The sequence below is a fragment of the Streptomyces sp. WAC00040 genome, from assembly GCF_056835925.1.
This window is the reverse complement of sequence record NZ_JAKQZE010000001.1, coordinates 526,744-542,438: the sequence shown is the minus strand read 5'-3', so window position 1 is coordinate 542,438 and position 15,695 is coordinate 526,744. Positions and strand designations below refer to the sequence as shown.

General features: G+C 72.5%; 12 protein-coding genes, 1 tRNA gene and 1 pseudogene. 9 read left to right on the top strand and 5 right to left on the bottom strand.

The genetic code is table 11. The features are described 5' to 3' along the window. The first annotated feature begins 111 nt into the window (after window positions 1-111). On the top strand, window positions 112-717 hold the full coding sequence (locus tag MDN94_RS02440) for a DUF4291 domain-containing protein (protein WP_482724338.1): 606 nt from the start codon (window positions 112-114) through the stop codon (window positions 715-717). Here MDN94_RS02440 and MDN94_RS02435 read toward each other — a convergent pair. Beyond that, the gene (locus MDN94_RS02435; protein ID WP_482724337.1) at window positions 714-1,904 is read right to left on the bottom strand and encodes a S8 family peptidase; all 1,191 of its coding nucleotides are present in this window, start codon (window positions 1,902-1,904) and stop codon (window positions 714-716) included. The two genes, MDN94_RS02440 and MDN94_RS02435, sit on opposite strands and share 4 nt — an antisense overlap. 354 nt (window positions 1,905-2,258) lie before the next feature. Between MDN94_RS02435 and MDN94_RS02430 the strand changes: the two genes are divergently transcribed. From MDN94_RS02430 to MDN94_RS02415, 4 genes are all read left to right on the top strand, one after another. Next, window positions 2,259-5,027, top strand: coding sequence for an alpha/beta fold hydrolase (locus tag MDN94_RS02430; RefSeq protein WP_482724336.1), 2,769 nt, complete (start codon window positions 2,259-2,261; stop codon window positions 5,025-5,027). Beyond that, a complete protein-coding gene (locus tag MDN94_RS02425; protein WP_482724335.1) occupies window positions 5,024-5,911 on the top strand; it encodes an ABC transporter permease in 888 nt (295 codons plus the stop codon). Before MDN94_RS02430 ends, MDN94_RS02425 begins: the two co-directional genes overlap by 4 nt. 136 nt (window positions 5,912-6,047) lie before the next feature. Beyond that, window positions 6,048-7,658 (top strand): vWA domain-containing protein, encoded by a 1,611-nt coding sequence (locus MDN94_RS02420; protein WP_482724334.1) that lies wholly within the window; start codon window positions 6,048-6,050, stop codon window positions 7,656-7,658. A 149-nt stretch (window positions 7,659-7,807) separates the two neighbouring features. Beyond that, window positions 7,808-8,275, top strand: a complete 468-nt coding sequence (locus MDN94_RS02415) for an anthrone oxygenase family protein (RefSeq protein ID WP_482724333.1) — start codon at window positions 7,808-7,810, stop codon at window positions 8,273-8,275. 63 nt (window positions 8,276-8,338) lie between these two features. Here the strand turns inward: MDN94_RS02415 and MDN94_RS02410 are convergent. Beyond that, a pseudogene (locus MDN94_RS02410) lies at window positions 8,339-8,778 on the bottom strand (nitroreductase family deazaflavin-dependent oxidoreductase). Here MDN94_RS02410 and MDN94_RS02405 point away from each other — a divergent pair. Both MDN94_RS02405 and MDN94_RS02400 read left to right on the top strand, forming a co-directional pair. Beyond that, complete coding sequence (locus tag MDN94_RS02405; RefSeq protein ID WP_482724332.1) at window positions 8,777-9,172, top strand: PP2C family protein-serine/threonine phosphatase; 396 nt, start codon at window positions 8,777-8,779, stop codon at window positions 9,170-9,172. The pseudogene MDN94_RS02410 and the gene MDN94_RS02405 overlap by 2 nt on opposite strands. Before the next feature lie 179 nt (window positions 9,173-9,351). Then, entirely contained in the window at window positions 9,352-9,852 is a 501-nt protein-coding gene (locus MDN94_RS02400; RefSeq protein ID WP_482726980.1) for a MarR family winged helix-turn-helix transcriptional regulator, read from the top strand. A gap of 221 nt (window positions 9,853-10,073) precedes the next feature. Here MDN94_RS02400 and MDN94_RS02395 read toward each other — a convergent pair whose 3' ends face one another. The 3 genes from MDN94_RS02395 to MDN94_RS02385 form a co-directional block, all read right to left on the bottom strand. Beyond that, window positions 10,074-10,775, bottom strand: a complete 702-nt coding sequence (locus MDN94_RS02395) for a DUF4142 domain-containing protein (protein ID WP_482724331.1) — start codon at window positions 10,773-10,775, stop codon at window positions 10,074-10,076. Window positions 10,776-10,882: 107 nt separating this feature from the next. Further along, a complete protein-coding gene (locus tag MDN94_RS02390) occupies window positions 10,883-11,185 on the bottom strand; it encodes a hypothetical protein (RefSeq protein ID WP_482724330.1) in 303 nt (100 codons plus the stop codon). 565 nt (window positions 11,186-11,750) lie between these two features. Next, a tRNA-Arg gene (locus MDN94_RS02385) sits at window positions 11,751-11,823 on the bottom strand. 315 nt (window positions 11,824-12,138) lie between these two features. Between MDN94_RS02385 and MDN94_RS02380 the strand changes: the two genes are divergently transcribed. Together MDN94_RS02380 and MDN94_RS02375 are read left to right on the top strand one after the other, a co-directional pair. Continuing rightward, on the top strand, window positions 12,139-13,797 hold the full coding sequence (locus MDN94_RS02380; protein ID WP_482726979.1) for a dynamin family protein: 1,659 nt from the start codon (window positions 12,139-12,141) through the stop codon (window positions 13,795-13,797). A 6-nt stretch (window positions 13,798-13,803) separates the two neighbouring features. Further along, window positions 13,804-15,636 (top strand): YfjP family GTPase, encoded by a 1,833-nt coding sequence (locus MDN94_RS02375; protein ID WP_482724329.1) that lies wholly within the window; start codon window positions 13,804-13,806, stop codon window positions 15,634-15,636. The last annotated feature ends 59 nt before the right edge of the window (window positions 15,637-15,695 follow it).

Genomic DNA, 15,695 nt, shown 5'->3' with positions numbered 1-15,695 from the left:
CGAACGTGCCCTGGCCGCCTACGCGGCATGACCTCCGAAGGTGTTCATGGGTGTGAGCCTAGGGCGTAATCCATTGGCCCGGCAAAGGGGTTCGGGCGCACGCTGGGCGCCATGACCGACGAACCCCGCTACCGCATACGCGCCCGGTACACCGACGCCACCATCACCGTCTACCAGGCGTACCACCCCGCCATCGGCATGCCCGCCGCCCGCGACGGGCGGTTCCCGGCGGCGTGGAAGCGGGAGCGGATGACGTGGATCAAGCCGTCGTTCCTGTGGATGATGTACCGCTGCGGCTGGGCGACCAAGGCCGATCAGGAGACCGTGCTCGCCGTCGAGATCCAGCGGGACGGCTTCGAATGGGCTCTGCGCAACGCCTGTCTGTCGCACTGTCAGGCCGGTGTGCACGAAAGCCGGGCGGCGTGGAAGCGGGAGCTGCGGCGGGCGCCGGCGCGTGTGCAGTGGGACCCGGAGCGGGACCTCGCGCTGAACGCGCTGCCCCATCGGTCGCTGCAGCTGGGACTCGGCGGCGAGGCGGCAGGCCGCTACGCGGACGAGTGGACGGTGGCCATCACCGACGTGACCCCGCTCGCCCACGAGGCGCACCGGCTTGTGCGCGAAGGGGACCCTGAGGGGGCGGCACGGCTGCTGCCCGAGGAGCGGCCGTATCCGGCGGACACGGGGCTCCTCGGGCATCTGGTGCCCTCGCCGGGCTAGAACAGCGAGTGGAGCAGCTTGTTCGGGGAACCGGTCAGCGGGCTCTGGACCTTGCCCGTCGTCGCGTTGTTCACCAGGGCGTCCCGGACCTGTGCCGGGGTGGCCGTCGGGTGCGCCGAGAGGTGGAGAGCGGCCACGCCCGCGGTGTGCGGGCTGGCCATCGACGTGCCCGAGACGGTGCTGGTGGCGGTGTCGCTGTCCTTCCAGGCCGAGGTGATGTCCACGCCGGGCGCGAACAGGTCGAGGCACGTTCCGTAGTTGGAGAACGATGCCCTGCGGTCGGAGCTGTCCGTCGCGCCGACCGTGATCGCCTCGGGGACACGGGCGGGCGAGTAGTTGCACGCGTTCGCCGGGATGCCCAGGATCGGCAGGCCGTTGCCGGCCGCGACGGAGTAGCTGACGCCGGAGGCGATCGACTTCTTCACCGCGTCGTCCAGCGACGCGCTCGCGCTGCCGCCGAGGCTCATGTTGGCCACGGCCGGCTTCTTGGCGTTGGCGGTCACCCAGTCGATGCCGGCGATGACGCCGGCGGTGGTGCCCGAGCCCTGGCAGTCCAGGACGCGTACGGCGATGAGGTTGACGCTCTTGGCGACCCCGTAGTTCTTGCCGCCGACCGTGCCGGCGACGTGGGTGCCGTGTCCCTGACAGTCCTGCCCGTTCTGGCCGCCGCCCACCGTGTCCGTGCCGACGCTCGCGCGCCCGCCGAACTCGCTGTGGGAGGTGCGGATGCCGGTGTCGATGATGTAGGCGTTCACGTTCGACGCCGGGGTGTTGTAGGTGTACGTCTTCGACAGCGGCAGGTTCCGCTGGTCGATGCGGTCGATGCCCCATGTGGCGTTCGGCTGCGTATCGTTCAGCCGGACCGTGGAGTTCTGCTCGACGTAGGCGACCCGGGGGTCGGCCGCGAGCGCCTTGGCCTTCGAGGCGGGCATCGCGGCGGAGAAGCCGGACAGGACGTTGTTGTAGGTGTGCTTCGGTGTGACGCCGAGGTCGGCGGCGCGGGTCGTGCCGTCCTTGAGGACGACGATCCAGCTGTTGTCGACGGCAGTTGCAGTGGGAGCGAGACGAAGATCGCCGATGGACGCGCTGTGCGCGGTGGGGGATACGGCGAACTGGAGACCGGTCGCGGCGGCGGCGGCTGATATCAGCGCCCCGGCGCGACGGGCAGTTGCTCTCATCTCGTGCACCTGACCTTTCGTTGACCGGTTGTTACGGGCAAGTACGGGCGTGCATGGTGCCAGGACGTGCGGTTGCGAGAGCCAGGGTCCCGTTGTGTGACCTACGACACAAGGGAGCGACTGGTGAGTAACTGGCCGGATATGCACCCCTTCTGAAGAGGGTTCAGCGCGTGTGGATCTTGTGTGCCCGTCGTCACGAGTCCGGAATGTCCGGTCTTCGGGGGCGCCGCCGTTCCGGCCCCGCAGGCCCGCGCCGTACCGCGTCCGGTGTACGAAGACGGCAGCGCGTACTACTTCAGGAGGCGCACCGGTTCCACCCGGCGGCAGCCGACGGCGGACCGCCGTGCGCTTAGGGTTTTCACCATGGAGATCCGACTTCCCCGGCCGCGGGGCCGATGGTTCGCGGGCGTCGCCGCCTTCGCCGTGCTCGCCGGCGCCGGCACGTGGACCGCCGTCGCCGACGACGCCGCGCCCGCCGTGCACCGCGAGGACCGGGTGCACAGCATGCCCGGAGCGAAGATCGACACCTCGTACTTCACCAGCGGCGGCGACGAGAGACGGCCCGCCGTCCTGCTCGGACACGGCTTCGGCGGCAGCAAGGAAGACGTCCGGGCACAGGCCGAGAAGCTGGCCCGGGACGGGTACGCCGTACTGACCTGGTCGGCCCGCGGCTTCGGCCGCTCCACCGGGCAGATCGGGCTCAACGACCCGGACCGCGAGGTCAAGGACGTCTCCCGGCTGATCGACTGGCTGGCGAAGCGGACCGAGGTGACGCTGGACGCCGACGGCGACCCGCGCGTCGGCATGAGCGGTTCCTCGTACGGCGGCGCGATCTCGCTGCTCGGCGCCGCCTACGACCGCCGGGTCGACGCGATCGCACCCCAGATCACCTACTGGAACCTCGCGGACGCCCTGTTCCCCGACGGCGTCTTCAAGAAGCTGTGGGCCGGCATCTTCTTCTCCACCGGCTCCGCCGCATCCCTGGACACGGCGCCCGGAAGCGGCCAGGTCCGGCCCGACACCCCCGAGGAGCCGCCTGCGGGCGAGGCCCCGGCCGGCCGGGACCAGGCAGCCGCCGCATCCGGCGGGGCCGCCGCACCCGCCCCCGCGAACCCGGCCGGATGCGGACCCTTCGAGCCCGGCCTGTGCGCGATGTACGAGCGGGTCGCCGTGGCGGGTCGGCCCGACGCGCAGGCGCGCGAGCTCCTCGAGAGCCGCAGCCCCTCCGCGGTCGGCGACCGCATCAGAACGCCCGCGCTGATCGTGCAAGGCCAGTCCGACTCGCTGTTCCCGCTCTCGCACGCCGACACCATGGCGAAGACGATCCGCGCCAACGGCGCACCCGTCGCCGTCGACTGGATCGCCGGCGGCCACGACGGCGGCGACCGGGAGACCGGCCGCGTCGAGGGCCGCATCGGCGACTGGTTCGACCGGTACCTGAAGCAGGACAAGAGCGTGGACACCGGTCCCGCCTTCCGCGTCAGCCGCACCGGCGGCGTCGACTCCACCGACGGCCAGGCGCTGCTGCGCGGAGCGAGGGGCCCCGCCTACCCCGGCCTGACCGACGGCACCCGGCAGTTCGCGCTCGCCGGCCGCGAGCAGCGGTTCTCCAACCCGGCGGGCGGCACCCCGCCGGCCATCTCCGCCGTCCCCGGCCTCAGCGGGGGCGCCGGCGCGCTGTCCTCCCTTGGCGTCGGACTGTCCCTCGACTTCCCCGGCCAGTTCGCTAGCTTCGCGTCGAAGCCGCTCGACACATCCGTCCGGATCACCGGTTCGCCCACGGTCCGGGTGAAGGTGGCCTCGGACAGCGGCGAGGCCGTCCTGTTCGGCAAGGTCTACGACGTCGGACCGGACGGCAGGCAGCAGGTGCTGCCCTCCCAGCTCGTCGCCCCCGTACGGATCGACGACGCGAAAGCCGGCAAGGACGTCCGGCTGACCCTGCCGGCCGTCGACCACGAGGTCGACGCCGGGCACCGGCTGCGTCTCGTGCTGTCGGCGACCGACCTCGGTTACGCGTCCCCTGCCGCCCCCGCCACGTACACCGTCTCCCTCGCCGGGGAGCTGACGGTGCCCACCGCGCCCGCCGTGAAGACGCAGGCGGCCGGCCTGCCGTGGTGGGTGTGGGCGATGCCCGCCGCGGGCGTGGTCGTGGCAGCGGCGCTGCTGCTCACCGCCCGCCGCCGCGCCCTCGCACCGCCCCCCGACGCGGAACGCGCCGACGTGCCGCTGGAGATCACCGGCCTGTCCAAGAAGTACTCCCGCTCCACCGACCGGTACGCAGTGCGGGACCTGTCCTTCCGCGTCGAGAAGGGCCAGGTGCTCGGCCTCCTCGGCCCCAACGGCGCCGGCAAGACCACCACGCTGCGGATGCTCATGGGCCTGATCCGGCCCGACGCGGGCGAGATCAGGGTCTTCGGCCACGCGATCAGGCCGGGCGCGCCCGTCCTCTCCCGTGTCGGCGCGTTCGTCGAGGGCGCCGGATTCCTGCCGCACCTGTCGGGGCGCGACAACCTGGAGCTGTACTGGCAGGCCACCGGCCGGCCCTCGGCCGACGCGCACATCGAGGAGGCACTGGAGATCGCCGGCCTCGGTGACGCCCTGGCCCGCGCGGTGCGCACCTACTCCCAGGGCATGCGTCAGCGGCTCGCGATCGCGCAGGCCATGCTCGGCATGCCGGACCTGCTCATCCTCGACGAGCCGACCAACGGGCTCGACCCGCCGCAGATCCGCGAGATGCGGGACGTGATGATCCGCTACGCCGAGGGCGGACGGACCGTCATCGTCTCCAGCCACCTCCTCTCCGAGGTGGAGCAGTCCTGCACCCACCTGGTGGTCATGGACCGCGGCCGGCTCGTGCAGGCCGGGCCGGTGGCGGAGATCACCGGCGAGAGCGACACCCTGCTCGTCACCGTCGACGGCGAGATGCCGGAGCCGCTCGTCGAGAAGATCGCCGCTCTGCCCGGGATCGGTTCCGCGGTCCGCGCCGGCGACGGAGTGCTGGTACGGCTCGACGGAGCGACCGCCACCGAGATGATCAGCGAACTGGTGCGCCTGGACGTGCCCCTGACGGGCGTGGGCCCGCACCGCCGCCTCGAGGACGCGTTCCTCACCCTGATCGGAGGTTCCGCATGAGCGCGCCCGTGGAGACCGGCACGACGGGGCCCGTGCCCGCCGGGTCCGCGCCCGGCTACCGTGCCCGCCGCACGCTGCCGCTGCGGGTCGAGGCGATGCGGCAGCTGAAGCGACGGCGGACGCTGGTGATGGCCGGGGTGCTGGGCGCGCTGCCGCTCATCCTGATCGCGGCCTTCGCGATCGGCGGCACACCGGACGGCCGGGACAACGGCCGGATCACGCTGATGGACACCGCCACGGCGTCCGGCGCGAACTTCGCCGCCACCTGCCTGTTCGTGTCGGCCGGCTTCCTTCTCGTGGTGCCGGTGGCGCTGTTCCACGGCGACACCGTCGCGTCGGAGGCCAACTGGTCGTCCCTGCGCTATCTGCTGGCCGCACCGGTACCGCGCACCAGACTGCTGTGGTCCAAACTGGCCGTGGCGCTGGGCTTCAGCGCGGCGGCGATGGTGCTGCTGCCGCTGGTGGGCCTGGTCTCCGGGACCATCGCCTACGGCTGGGGACCGCTGGAGCTGCCCACCGGCGGATCGCTGGCGGCCGCCGACACCCTGGCGCGGATCGGCCTGGTCGTGGCGTTCGTGTTCGTCTCCCAACTGGTGACCGCCGGGCTGGCGTTCTGGCTCTCCACGAAGACCGACGCCCCGCTGGGCGCGGTCGGCGGAGCCGTGGGCCTGACCATCGTCGGCAATGTGCTCGACGCCGTCACCGCACTGGGGGACTGGCGCGAAGTCCTCCCGGCCCACTGGCAGTTCGCCTGGATCGACGCCCTTCAGCCGCAGCTGGAGTGGAGCGGCATGCTCAAGGGCTCCGCCGTCTCCGTCACGTATGCGCTGGTCCTGTTCGCGCTCGCGTTCCGCAACTTCGCCCGCAAGGACATCGTCTCGTAGGGGTGATACGGGGCGTAGCGGTCAAACCCCCCGGCCCGTTGCCGCATTGAGACTCTTCCGCAACTCTGCCGACTGCTCCCGCCGGCCCTCTCGGACGTCACATTCACAAGTGCCGACGACACGAGGGGGAGTCCGGATGACATTCCGAACAGCGACGCGTACGAGGTTGGGCAAGGCGGTCGTGGCGGCCGCCCTGGCCGGCGGAGTGCTTCTCACCGCGGGCTGCGGCGGCTCGGAGAACCTGGCGACCGACTCCTCGGAGGGGTACGCGCCGGCGCCGGACGGCGCGCCGGCTCCCCTCGTACCGGACGGCGGCAAGGGCGGGCCCGACCGTGACACGCCGGGTGAGGAGAAGCGGGACATCGCGCCGCCCGCCGACTACCTCTCGACGTTCGCGCTCGACGTGGACACCGCCTCGTACGACTACACGCGCCGCCTGCTCAAGGAGGGCGGGGCGCCGGGCCGGCACCAGGTCCGGCCCGAGGAGTTCATCAACAGCTTCCGGCAGGACTACCCCCGGCCCAAGGGCGACGGGTTCACCGTGACGGTCGACGGCGCCCGGCCGGGCGGCGGCGCCGGCGGCGGTGAGGGCGAGATCAAGCCGCAGACCCAGGACGCCGAGGAGTACGAGGAAGGCAACTGGTCCCTGGTCCGTGTGGGGCTCGCCACCCGGCCCGTCGGCCGTGAGGCCGACCGGCCCCCCGCCGCGCTCACCTTCGTGATCGACATCTCCGGCTCCATGGCGGAGCCCGGCCGGCTCGACCTCGTGAAGAAGTCGCTCGGGACCCTCACCGACCAGCTGCGTGACGACGACTCCATCGCCGTCGTCACCTTCAGCGACGAGGCGGAGACCCGGCTGCCCATGACCCGCCTCGACGGCAACCGCGACCGCATCCGCTCCGTCGTCGACGAGCTGGAGCCGACCGATTCCACCAACGTGGAGGCCGGCGTCACGACCGGCTACGAGGAGGCCGTGGAGGGCCGCCGGAAGGGCGCCACCAACCGTGTGGTGCTGCTGTCAGACGCCCTGGCCAACACCGGCGAGACGGAGGCGGAGGCGATCCTCGAGCGGATCGACGACGCCCGCCGCGAGCACGGCATCACACTGTTCGGCGTCGGCGTCGGCAGCGACTACGGCGACGACCTCATGGAACGCCTCGCCGACAAGGGCGACGGGCACACCACGTACGTCTCCACCGACGAGGAGGCGCGCAAGGTCTTCGTCGACGAGCTGCCCCGCCACGTCGAACTGCGCGCGCGGGAGGCGAAGGCGCAGGTCGCGTTCGACCCGCAGACCGTCCAGCAGTTCCGGCTCATCGGCTACGAGAACCGGGAGGTCGCGGACGACGACTTCCGCAACGACGGGGTGGACGGCGGGGAGGTGGGCCCCGGCCACACCGTGACCGCGCTCTACGCGGTACGCCTGCGGGACGGCGCGCAGGGCCACGTCGCCACCGCGACCGTGCGCTGGCTCGACCCCAAGACCCGGGCGCCGCACGAGGAGAGCGGCACCGTGGAGACCGACGCGATCGACGGGGCCCTGTGGGACGCGCCGTCGAAGCGGCTCCAGATCACGGCGCTCGCCGCGTACTTCGCCGAGTCGCTGCGCGGAGGCTCCGTGCCGGGCGCACCGGGCCTCGGCGCGCTGGAGGACCGGGCGCGGGCGCTCGCGGGCTCCACGGAGGACAGCGCCGTCGAGGACCTGGCCGACGCCATCGAGCAGGCGCGGCGGTCGGGGCGCTACTGACTCCGGCGGGCTCCGCTCGCGGATGGTTCGCATGCGATCAGCAAGCGGTTCGAGGATGGTTCGAGGCCGGTGGGAAACCGGCCTCGAACCGCCCCACCCCGTCCGAAAACACGGCGCGCCGCCCTCCGGGTCAGGCCATCATGAACGGCATGGCCACCCTTCTCCTCGCCCTTGCCGTCGTGTCCACCGGTCTGTACGCGGGCTTCTTCGTGATCTTCCAGACAGGCATCATGCCCGCGCTCGCGACCCTGACCGACGAACAGTTCGTGCCCGCCATGCGCCGCATCAACGAGAAGGTGCCACGGGGCGCGTTCATGCTGTCCTTCCTCGGCAGCCTCGGATTCCCCCTCGCGGTGCTCTTCGTCCCCGTCGACGGCCGCACCGCCACCGACCGCTGGCTGGTCATCGCCGCCCTCGTCTGCGCGTTCGTCGGCCACGTCATCACCAGCGCCGGGAACGTCCCGCTCAACAACGCCCTCGCGTCGGCCGAGAACTCGCCGCGGCCCGCCCGCGAGGTCAGGGCCGCTTTCGAGGGCAAGTGGAACGCCCTGCACCTGATGCGCACCCTGTTCGCCCTTGCCGCCTTCGTGCTCATGGTCTGCGCCGCGACAGCCTGAGACTCGGGCGCTCGGTGGCGCGGGGACCCAGGGCTGTGGTGCCGTGACGCGAGGTACCGCGCGTCAGAAACTGCCGGGCGCCGCCTCGAGCCGCAGGAACGGGATCGACTCGCCCGCCCGGCGGTAGCCGGTCTCGCTGCCGTCGACCTCGTACCCCATGAACCGGCAGAGCCACCGGGCGGCGAGCGGATGGCGGGGCGCGTAGCGGGCCATGAGCCGGCCGCCCTCCTCCGGTGCGACCGGCTGCGCCGTCACCGGGTGGTAGCGGCGGCCGACCTGGATGGTGGTTTGCGGGGTGTGGAGCAGGTTGCGGTACCACTGGCCCGGGGTCCGAACCCCGATGCCACCGTCCACCATCCGCGGGTCCGGTCGGATTCCACCACCTCGACGACCGCCTTGCGGGTCGGCCCCGACTTACGGCCGGTGTGGATGAGCAACAGCAGGCGCCGCCCGAACAGGGGCCCGAGGCCGATCCGGTAGAGGTGGACCGGCAGCCTGGCCATGAAGCGTTCGACACCGGTGGGTAGCGGGGGACGCTGCGAGCCGGGCAAGGGGGTGACCCTGCTCAACTGCGGGCATCCAGCACCGATGGTGGTGCGCAGCGACGGAGCGGTCTCCTTCGCGGAGCCGCCCAGGCGTGCCCTGCCGCTCGGGCTCGGTCTCCATGGGACGTCCGCCCCGGAGCCGTTCACCGCCGGCTTCGCGCCCGGCGACCAGATGTTCCTGTACACCGACGGGGTCACGGAGACCCGCGACCGGGCCGGCCGGTTCTACCCGCTCGGCGAGCGCGGCCATCTGCTGAGGACGCAGGAGCCGGAGGCGGCGCTGGCGGAACTCCGCGCGGACCTGGAGCAGTACGCACAGGCGCCGCCGACGACGACGCCGCGATGCTGCTGATCCGCCACCGCCGGAAGTGACGGTGGCGGGGCGGGACGTCTGCGCGGCGGCCGACGACTGGGTGAGAGGTGGCGCCCGGCCAAGGGGCTGAGTGCGAGGCCGCCGCACGGCACCCGGGCGGCGCGCGGTACAAAGAGGAAATGACCGAACCAGCGCACTCCTCGTACTCCTCGCGGGGGATGGACGACATCGACGCCGTGACCCGCGCGGTGCTGACCGCGTCCCGGCTGCTCGTCGCCCTCTCGGCCCGCTCGCTCGCCGCGGTCGAGGACCGGGTGACGTTGCCGCAGTTCCGGCTGCTGGTCGTGCTGTCGCTGGAGGGGCCGGCCAAGCTGGTCGTCCTCGCCGAGCGGCTCGGTGTGAACCCGTCGACGGCCATGCGCATGATGGACCGGCTGATCGCGGCGGGCCTGGCCGACCGGCAGGTCAACCCGGACAACCGGCGCGAGACGGCGCTGCGGTTGACGGCGGAGGGCCGGCGCATCGTCGAGGACGTCACGGCCCAGCGCCGTAAGGAGATCGCGGCCATCGTCGAACGGCTCGACCCCTCGCAGCGGGCCGCGCTCATCGGCGCCCTGGCCGCCTTCACGGAGGCCGGCGGCGAAACGGCGGTGCCCGAAGAGGACGGCGGGCTGTACCCGCTGGGCTGGTCGGACATGGGACCTCGCCCCGGCCGCTGAATCCGCCGAAAGGCATGGCGGGGAGGACCCGGTCGACATCGCCGGCGTGCGGTGGTCGAGCTGCGTCACCGTGCCAGTGCCGCTCCCGGGCAGAGGCCGGCGGGCGGCCGGGTCCTCCACCACGAGAAGCATTGCACAGTGCAAGGGATTTTACTTCCCCTTGGCGTGAACGGGTCTTGGCGCCGTCCGGGTCTGCCGGACCGGCCGAGGCGGAGCGTCGGTCACTTCGGGGCGACCGCCGCCTCGACCTCCGCGAACGTCGCGGCGTCGACGAGCCCGGTGTCCTCGAGGACCTCCATGTGGTCCAGCACCGTCTGGTTCGCCTGACGGGCGTGACGGCGGATCAGATCGTTCTGCGTGGCGGCCCTGACCTCGGCGATCGTGGCGAAGATCTTGCCGTGCGAGGAACGCAGCAGGTTGGCGAAGAGCCGGTCGAACTCGGCGCCCTGGGCGTTCTCGAGCTGCGTCACGAAGCCCTGCTGCTCCTCGGTGGCCTCGTTGGGCAGCTGCACCCCGAGGATCTTGGCGTCCTCCCGCACGAGCTGGTCGAGCTTGCTGTGGCCGTCGAGGAGATGCAGCCCGGCCCGCTTCACGGCCTCACTGGACGCGTGGGTCTGGGCCAGCCGTCCTGCGGGGATCTCCCACAGTCCCGCCTGCCGCACCTTCACCAGGAACGTCCGGTCCACTTCGGTCACCTGCTGCGGCCCCTGCGCCTCCGCGGCAGTCGCCCCCGAGAACCCGGCCCCCGTGTGGCCGGCGCCGTGCTGGGCGGACCCGCCCGTCGCGGTGGTCCCCGCGGTCGCCTCCCCGCTGCTCGTCTGCAGCGACACGACCACCAGCGCGGCCGCGGCGACGGCGGCGGTGACCATGGCGACGACCCGTACGGAAACCTTGGAGCGTGCTGCACGTCGGTTCGAACGCATTGATGCCTCCCGGCTCGGCATTGAGAAAATGGCAAATGGCATTCGGGAGCTGTTGTGGCGGCTGGCACGGCACGCAGAGGTCAGTACGGACGCGCGAGCCGGGATGTTCAACGCGCGCCGTACGTAAGGGCCGTACGGGGCGTGGCGGTAGTGCGGGTCCGAGGTGTGTGGCGGGTCGAGGGGGCGCCCGGCGGCGCCCCTGCCGATCCGCCCGTGTCAGTCCGCGACGTCGAACCCGTAGCCGCGGCCGGCGCCGCCGGCCCGTGGTCGCAGCCCTGCCGCACGGCCCGGAAGTGCCACAGCGGTCCGCGTCGGTGGAGCTCGGCGAGCAGCAGGGTCCGCTCCATGGTGGCGGCGTCGAGGGCCGCCTGAGCGAGCGGAGCGGCGCTCCCGCCCGGCCCGGTGGTCACCACCGCGACGGACGACACCCGGTCCCGCCGCGCAACGAGCCCAGAGGCAACGGGCGACCGTTCCGCCGGCGGGGAGGCTCAGGCGCCGGCGGCCCTTCGGCGGGTCACGACGAAGGGCGTAGCGCCGGCGCATCCGGTGGCGGGCATGCGCCGCCCTCCCGTGGGGAGCCGGGAGGGACTGGACCCCGCCCGAGTGACCGGGCGGGGCCCGCACAGCATGCACGGGAATCAGCCACCAGGGAAGAGGGGTGACTCAAAACCGCGCTCGGCTCAGTGGAGACCGGCACGCTTCGCCGCCTGGATGCCCTCCTCCAGAGTGGCCATCAGGCCCACTGCTGGGGGCTCCACCGCGGGCGGCGTGCCGCGCCGGCCTTGGCCGTGACCGGCGTCTCCGGGGCGTGCGCGTAACCGTCGTGGGGCTCGGGCGGGACAGCGCCGGACCGCCCTCGCCATCACGCGAGGGCACTCCGGTGCTTACCTCCCGGCTACGTCCCACTCGCTAATGTGCCCCTGGCCAGCAGAAAGGCCCTCCGGGTCGGAGGGCCTCAAGGTGGTGCGCGATGTGCGCCCCCGGCAGGACTCGAACCTGCGGCCAAGCGCTTAGAAGGCGCCTGCTCTATCCACTGAGCTACGGGGGCCGGTGGTGGCCTCGGTGGCCTGGAGCCCCCCTCGGGTGGTCCGTGACCTTGCCGGGCACAAGGATAGGGCTCCGATCGCCTTGACCCGGTTGCTTCGCCTGCGTGGCACGATGTGGAGGTTCGGTGAAGCGAACCGATAATCGCAGGCAGGTGCTGTTCGTGCATCGCTTTTGACGTCTCACGTGCCGGGTGTTGTGCACTCGTTATGCCTGCGTCCCACTCGTCCCGTGTATCCCATCTGTCCGATCGGCGCGCAGAGATCGTCATACGCTTCAAAAAGTCACCAAAATTGGGCATTCTTCGCATGTGGTGACCTTGGATGCACGGCCTCAGCTGATCGACGCACTTTCCGCCCTGCGCGACCGTGTCGCCGCCGTGCGTCTTCCACTTCCTCTCGCGGGCGCGCCCCGGGCCCGGCAGACGCGGGCCGAGCTGCTCGACCAGCTCGATGACTATCTGGTGCCCCGTCTCAAAGATCCCGAAGCACCCTTGCTCGCCGTCATCGGCGGGTCCACCGGTGCCGGGAAGTCCACGCTCGTCAACTCCCTTGTGGGGCGACGGGTCAGTGAGGCGGGGGTGCTGCGGCCGACGACCCGGACGCCCGTGCTGGTGTGCCACCCCGACGACCACCACTGGTTCGCCGGGATGAGGGTGCTGCCGCAGCTCACCCGAGTGTGGATGCCCCCGCAGGAGGACGCCGAGGAGGAGCACCTGCTGTCCGCCAGGGCCGGCGGCCGTACCGCCGGGGGCCGCCACGTCGGCGGGCGGGGCGGCGGCGGGCGGGCCGTGGAAGAGAAGGCGCTGCGCATCGAGACGGCCTCCCTGCTCCCGCGCGGTCTGGCGCTGCTCGACGCTCCCGACATCGATTCGCTGGTCGTGGAGAACCGGCTGCTGGCCGGGGAGTTGCTCTGCGCGGCCGACGTGTGGGTGATGGTGACGACGGCCTCCCGCTACGCCGACGCCGTCCCGTGGCACCTGCTGCGCACGGCGAAGGAGTACAACGCCACGCTGGTGACCGTGCTCGACCGGGTACCGCACCAGGTTGTCGAGGAGGTGTCGCGCCAGTACGCGGCGCTGCTGACCAAGGCGGGGCTCGGCGACGTGCCCCGGTTCACGATCCCGGAGCTGCCCGAATCGGCCGGTGGTGCGAACGGGCTGCTGCCCACCACGGCCGTCTCCGGCCTGTTCTCCTGGCTCGCCCACAGGGCGCAGGACCCGGCGGCCCGCCAGCAGGCCATCAGCCGTACGGCAGGGGGCGTGATCGACTCGCTCAACATGCGGATGCCGGAGCTGGCGAGCGCGGTCGCGGCACAGTACGCGGCAGCCGTGCGGCTGACGAGCGCGGTCGAAGAGGCGTACGAGGCGGAGCGCGACCGGGTGCGCAGGCAACTGCGGACGGGCGCCGTACTGGCCGGCGACGCGCGCACACGCTGGCGCGGCTATCCCCGCGACAGCTCGGCCGCCGAGCTGCTCGACTCACTCGTCGCCAGCCTGTCCGCGCTGCTGCAGTGCGCCGTCGCCGCCGCCGACGAACAGGTCGAGAACGCCTGGCGGCGGGAGCCGGCGTCCGCCGGGGTCGCCCGCAGCGGTCGGCGCGACCTGGAGGCGGGGGAGCGGATCGGGATGGCCGTGCGGCGCTGGCGGCGGGTCCTGGAGGAGATCGCCGAGGAAGAGGTGCGGGGGATGGAACGCAATGCCGCACCCGACCCCGAGACGGTGGCCGCGCTCCTCGCGACCTCGCTGCTCGGCGGGCGGCGGGCGCGCAGCGCGGGTGAGCGGCTCGCCGAGCTGATCGGCGCGCAGAGCGCGCTGCGGCTGCGCGACAAGGGCGCCGAGCTGGCGACGACGTACATCGACGACGTACTGAACAGCGAGCGGGAGCGGCGGCTGGCGCCCCTCGACGCGCTCGAGGTGAGCCCGGAGCCCCAGGCCGAGCTGATCGCCGCGCTGTCCCTACTGCAGAAGGAGAGGTGACCGCGGGTGACCGCCATCACCGACGACGAGAACGAGACCGGCGGCCGCTGGGACGACGGTCTGATCGCCCGCCGGGGCGGCCGGCGGAACGAGGACGGCACGGTTCACGACGAGGGCGCGGGCCACGGGGACGGCAAGGGAGACGTGGGAGGGGAGGGCGAAGGGGACCACATCGGCGACGAGCAGCTGCCCGTCGGAGGCACGTACGGCGGCCCGCTGCGGAACCGGCTCAACGCCCTGCGCGAGCTGCTCGGCCTGTCCCAGACCCGGCTGGACGGCAGGACCCTCGCGGAGGCCGGCCGGGTCCTCGACGAGGCCGCCGCGCGCCAGCGGCTGTCCTCGCGCCACACCGTCGTGGCCATCGCGGGCGCGACGGGAAGCGGCAAGTCCACGCTGTTCAACGCGATCGCCGGGGTGCGCATCGCGGAGACCGGGCTACGCAGGCCGACCACGTCCGCGCCCATCGCGTGCACCTGGTCGGAGGGGGCGGCCGGGCTCCTCGACCGGCTCGCCATCCCCGGGAGGCTGCGGCGCAAGCCCCTCGCGGGCGGTGACGGCGACGAGACGCTGCAAGGGCTGGTGCTGGTGGACCTGCCCGACCACGACTCGGCCGTCGTACGGCACCGGGAGCAGGTGGACCGGATCCTGGCGCTGGTCGACGCGGTGATCTGGGTCGTCGACCCGGAGAAGTACGCCGACGCGGCGCTGCACGAGCGCTATCTGCGGCCACTGGCCGGTCACGCCGAGATCACCTTCGTCGTGCTCAACCAGATCGACCGGCTGCCCGGCGAGGCAGCCGACCAGGTCCTGGACGATCTGCGCCGGCTGCTCGACGAGGACGGCATGGCGGTGGGGGAGCACGGTGAACCCGGCGCGACCGTCCTCGCGGTGTCCGCCCTGACGGGTGAGGGGGTGGGCGAACTGCGCGAAATGGTCGGCGCGTTCGTTCAGGAGCGCAGCGCGGCGGCGCGCAGACTGTCGGCCGATGTCGACGCGGCGGCGGCGAAGCTACGGCCGGTATACGTCGCCGACGGCTGGACCGGTCTGGACGAGCGGGCCCGTGAGGACTTCTCGGCACGGCTCGCGGAGGCGATCGGCGCGACCGCGGCGGGAGAGGCCGCGGAGCGCGAATGGCGCAGGAACGCGGGACGCGCGTGCGGGACGCCGTGGCTGCGGCTGTGGCGCTGGTACGAACGCAAGCGCATGCCCGGGGCGGCGGACGCCGAGCCGCAGGTTCCCGTGGAGGAGGAGCCCACCGCACGGCAGCGGGTCGAGCAGGCGGTCCGCTCGGTCGCCGACGAGGCCGCGCACGGCCTGCCCGCCCCGTGGGGCCAGGCGGTGCGCGAAGCGGCCGTACGGGGCGCGCAGGGGCTTCCGGAGGCGCTGGACGAACTGGCCGCGAGTGAGGCGGCGGAGACCAAGGGCCGGCCCCTGCGCCCTGCGTGGTGGCCGGCCGCGGTGCTCGCGCAGGCGTCGATGACGCTGCTGCAGATCTACGGCGGGCTGTGGCTGGTGGGCCAGATCGTTGGTGTACTGGAGCCGGGGCTCGTGCCGCCGGTGCTGGTGATGCTCGCGGGCATCGTGGGCGGGCCGCTGGTCGAGTGGGCGTGCGCGGCCGCGACGAAGGGCCCCGCACGGCGGTACGGGCAGGATGCCCGGCGCCGCCTCCAGGAGGCGGCGGCCGCCTGCGGGCGCGCGAAGGTGCTCGATCCGGTGGCGGCGGAGCTGATGCGATACCGGGAGGTGCGGGAGCAGTACGCGACGGTGTCGGGATCGGCGAAGCCCGCGTCACCCGGACCAGGAGCGCTGCAGGTGCGGGTGCGTTCCCGGATCGGGTGACGAAGTTGTCCACAGCGGGGCGTCCGTCCACAGGCGTCGGCGCAATCTTTCCGTCCGGT

What these genes read in the sequence shown, in the direction of transcription:
- MDN94_RS02415 (WP_482724333.1), top strand. Translation starts at nt 7,808, where the DNA reads ATGGCCACCCTTCTCCTCGCCCTTGCCGTCGTGTCCACCGGTCTGTAC.
- MDN94_RS02395 (WP_482724331.1), bottom strand. Translation starts at nt 10,775, where the DNA reads ATGCGTTCGAACCGACGTGCAGCACGCTCCAAGGTTTCCGTACGGGTC.
- MDN94_RS02425 (WP_482724335.1), top strand. Translation starts at nt 5,024, where the DNA reads ATGAGCGCGCCCGTGGAGACCGGCACGACGGGGCCCGTGCCCGCCGGG.
- MDN94_RS02405 (WP_482724332.1), top strand. Translation starts at nt 8,777, where the DNA reads ATGAAGCGTTCGACACCGGTGGGTAGCGGGGGACGCTGCGAGCCGGGC.
- MDN94_RS02420 (WP_482724334.1), top strand. Translation starts at nt 6,048, where the DNA reads ATGACATTCCGAACAGCGACGCGTACGAGGTTGGGCAAGGCGGTCGTG.
- MDN94_RS02400 (WP_482726980.1), top strand. Translation starts at nt 9,352, where the DNA reads ATGGACGACATCGACGCCGTGACCCGCGCGGTGCTGACCGCGTCCCGG.
- MDN94_RS02440 (WP_482724338.1), top strand. Translation starts at nt 112, where the DNA reads ATGACCGACGAACCCCGCTACCGCATACGCGCCCGGTACACCGACGCC.
- MDN94_RS02430 (WP_482724336.1), top strand. Translation starts at nt 2,259, where the DNA reads ATGGAGATCCGACTTCCCCGGCCGCGGGGCCGATGGTTCGCGGGCGTC.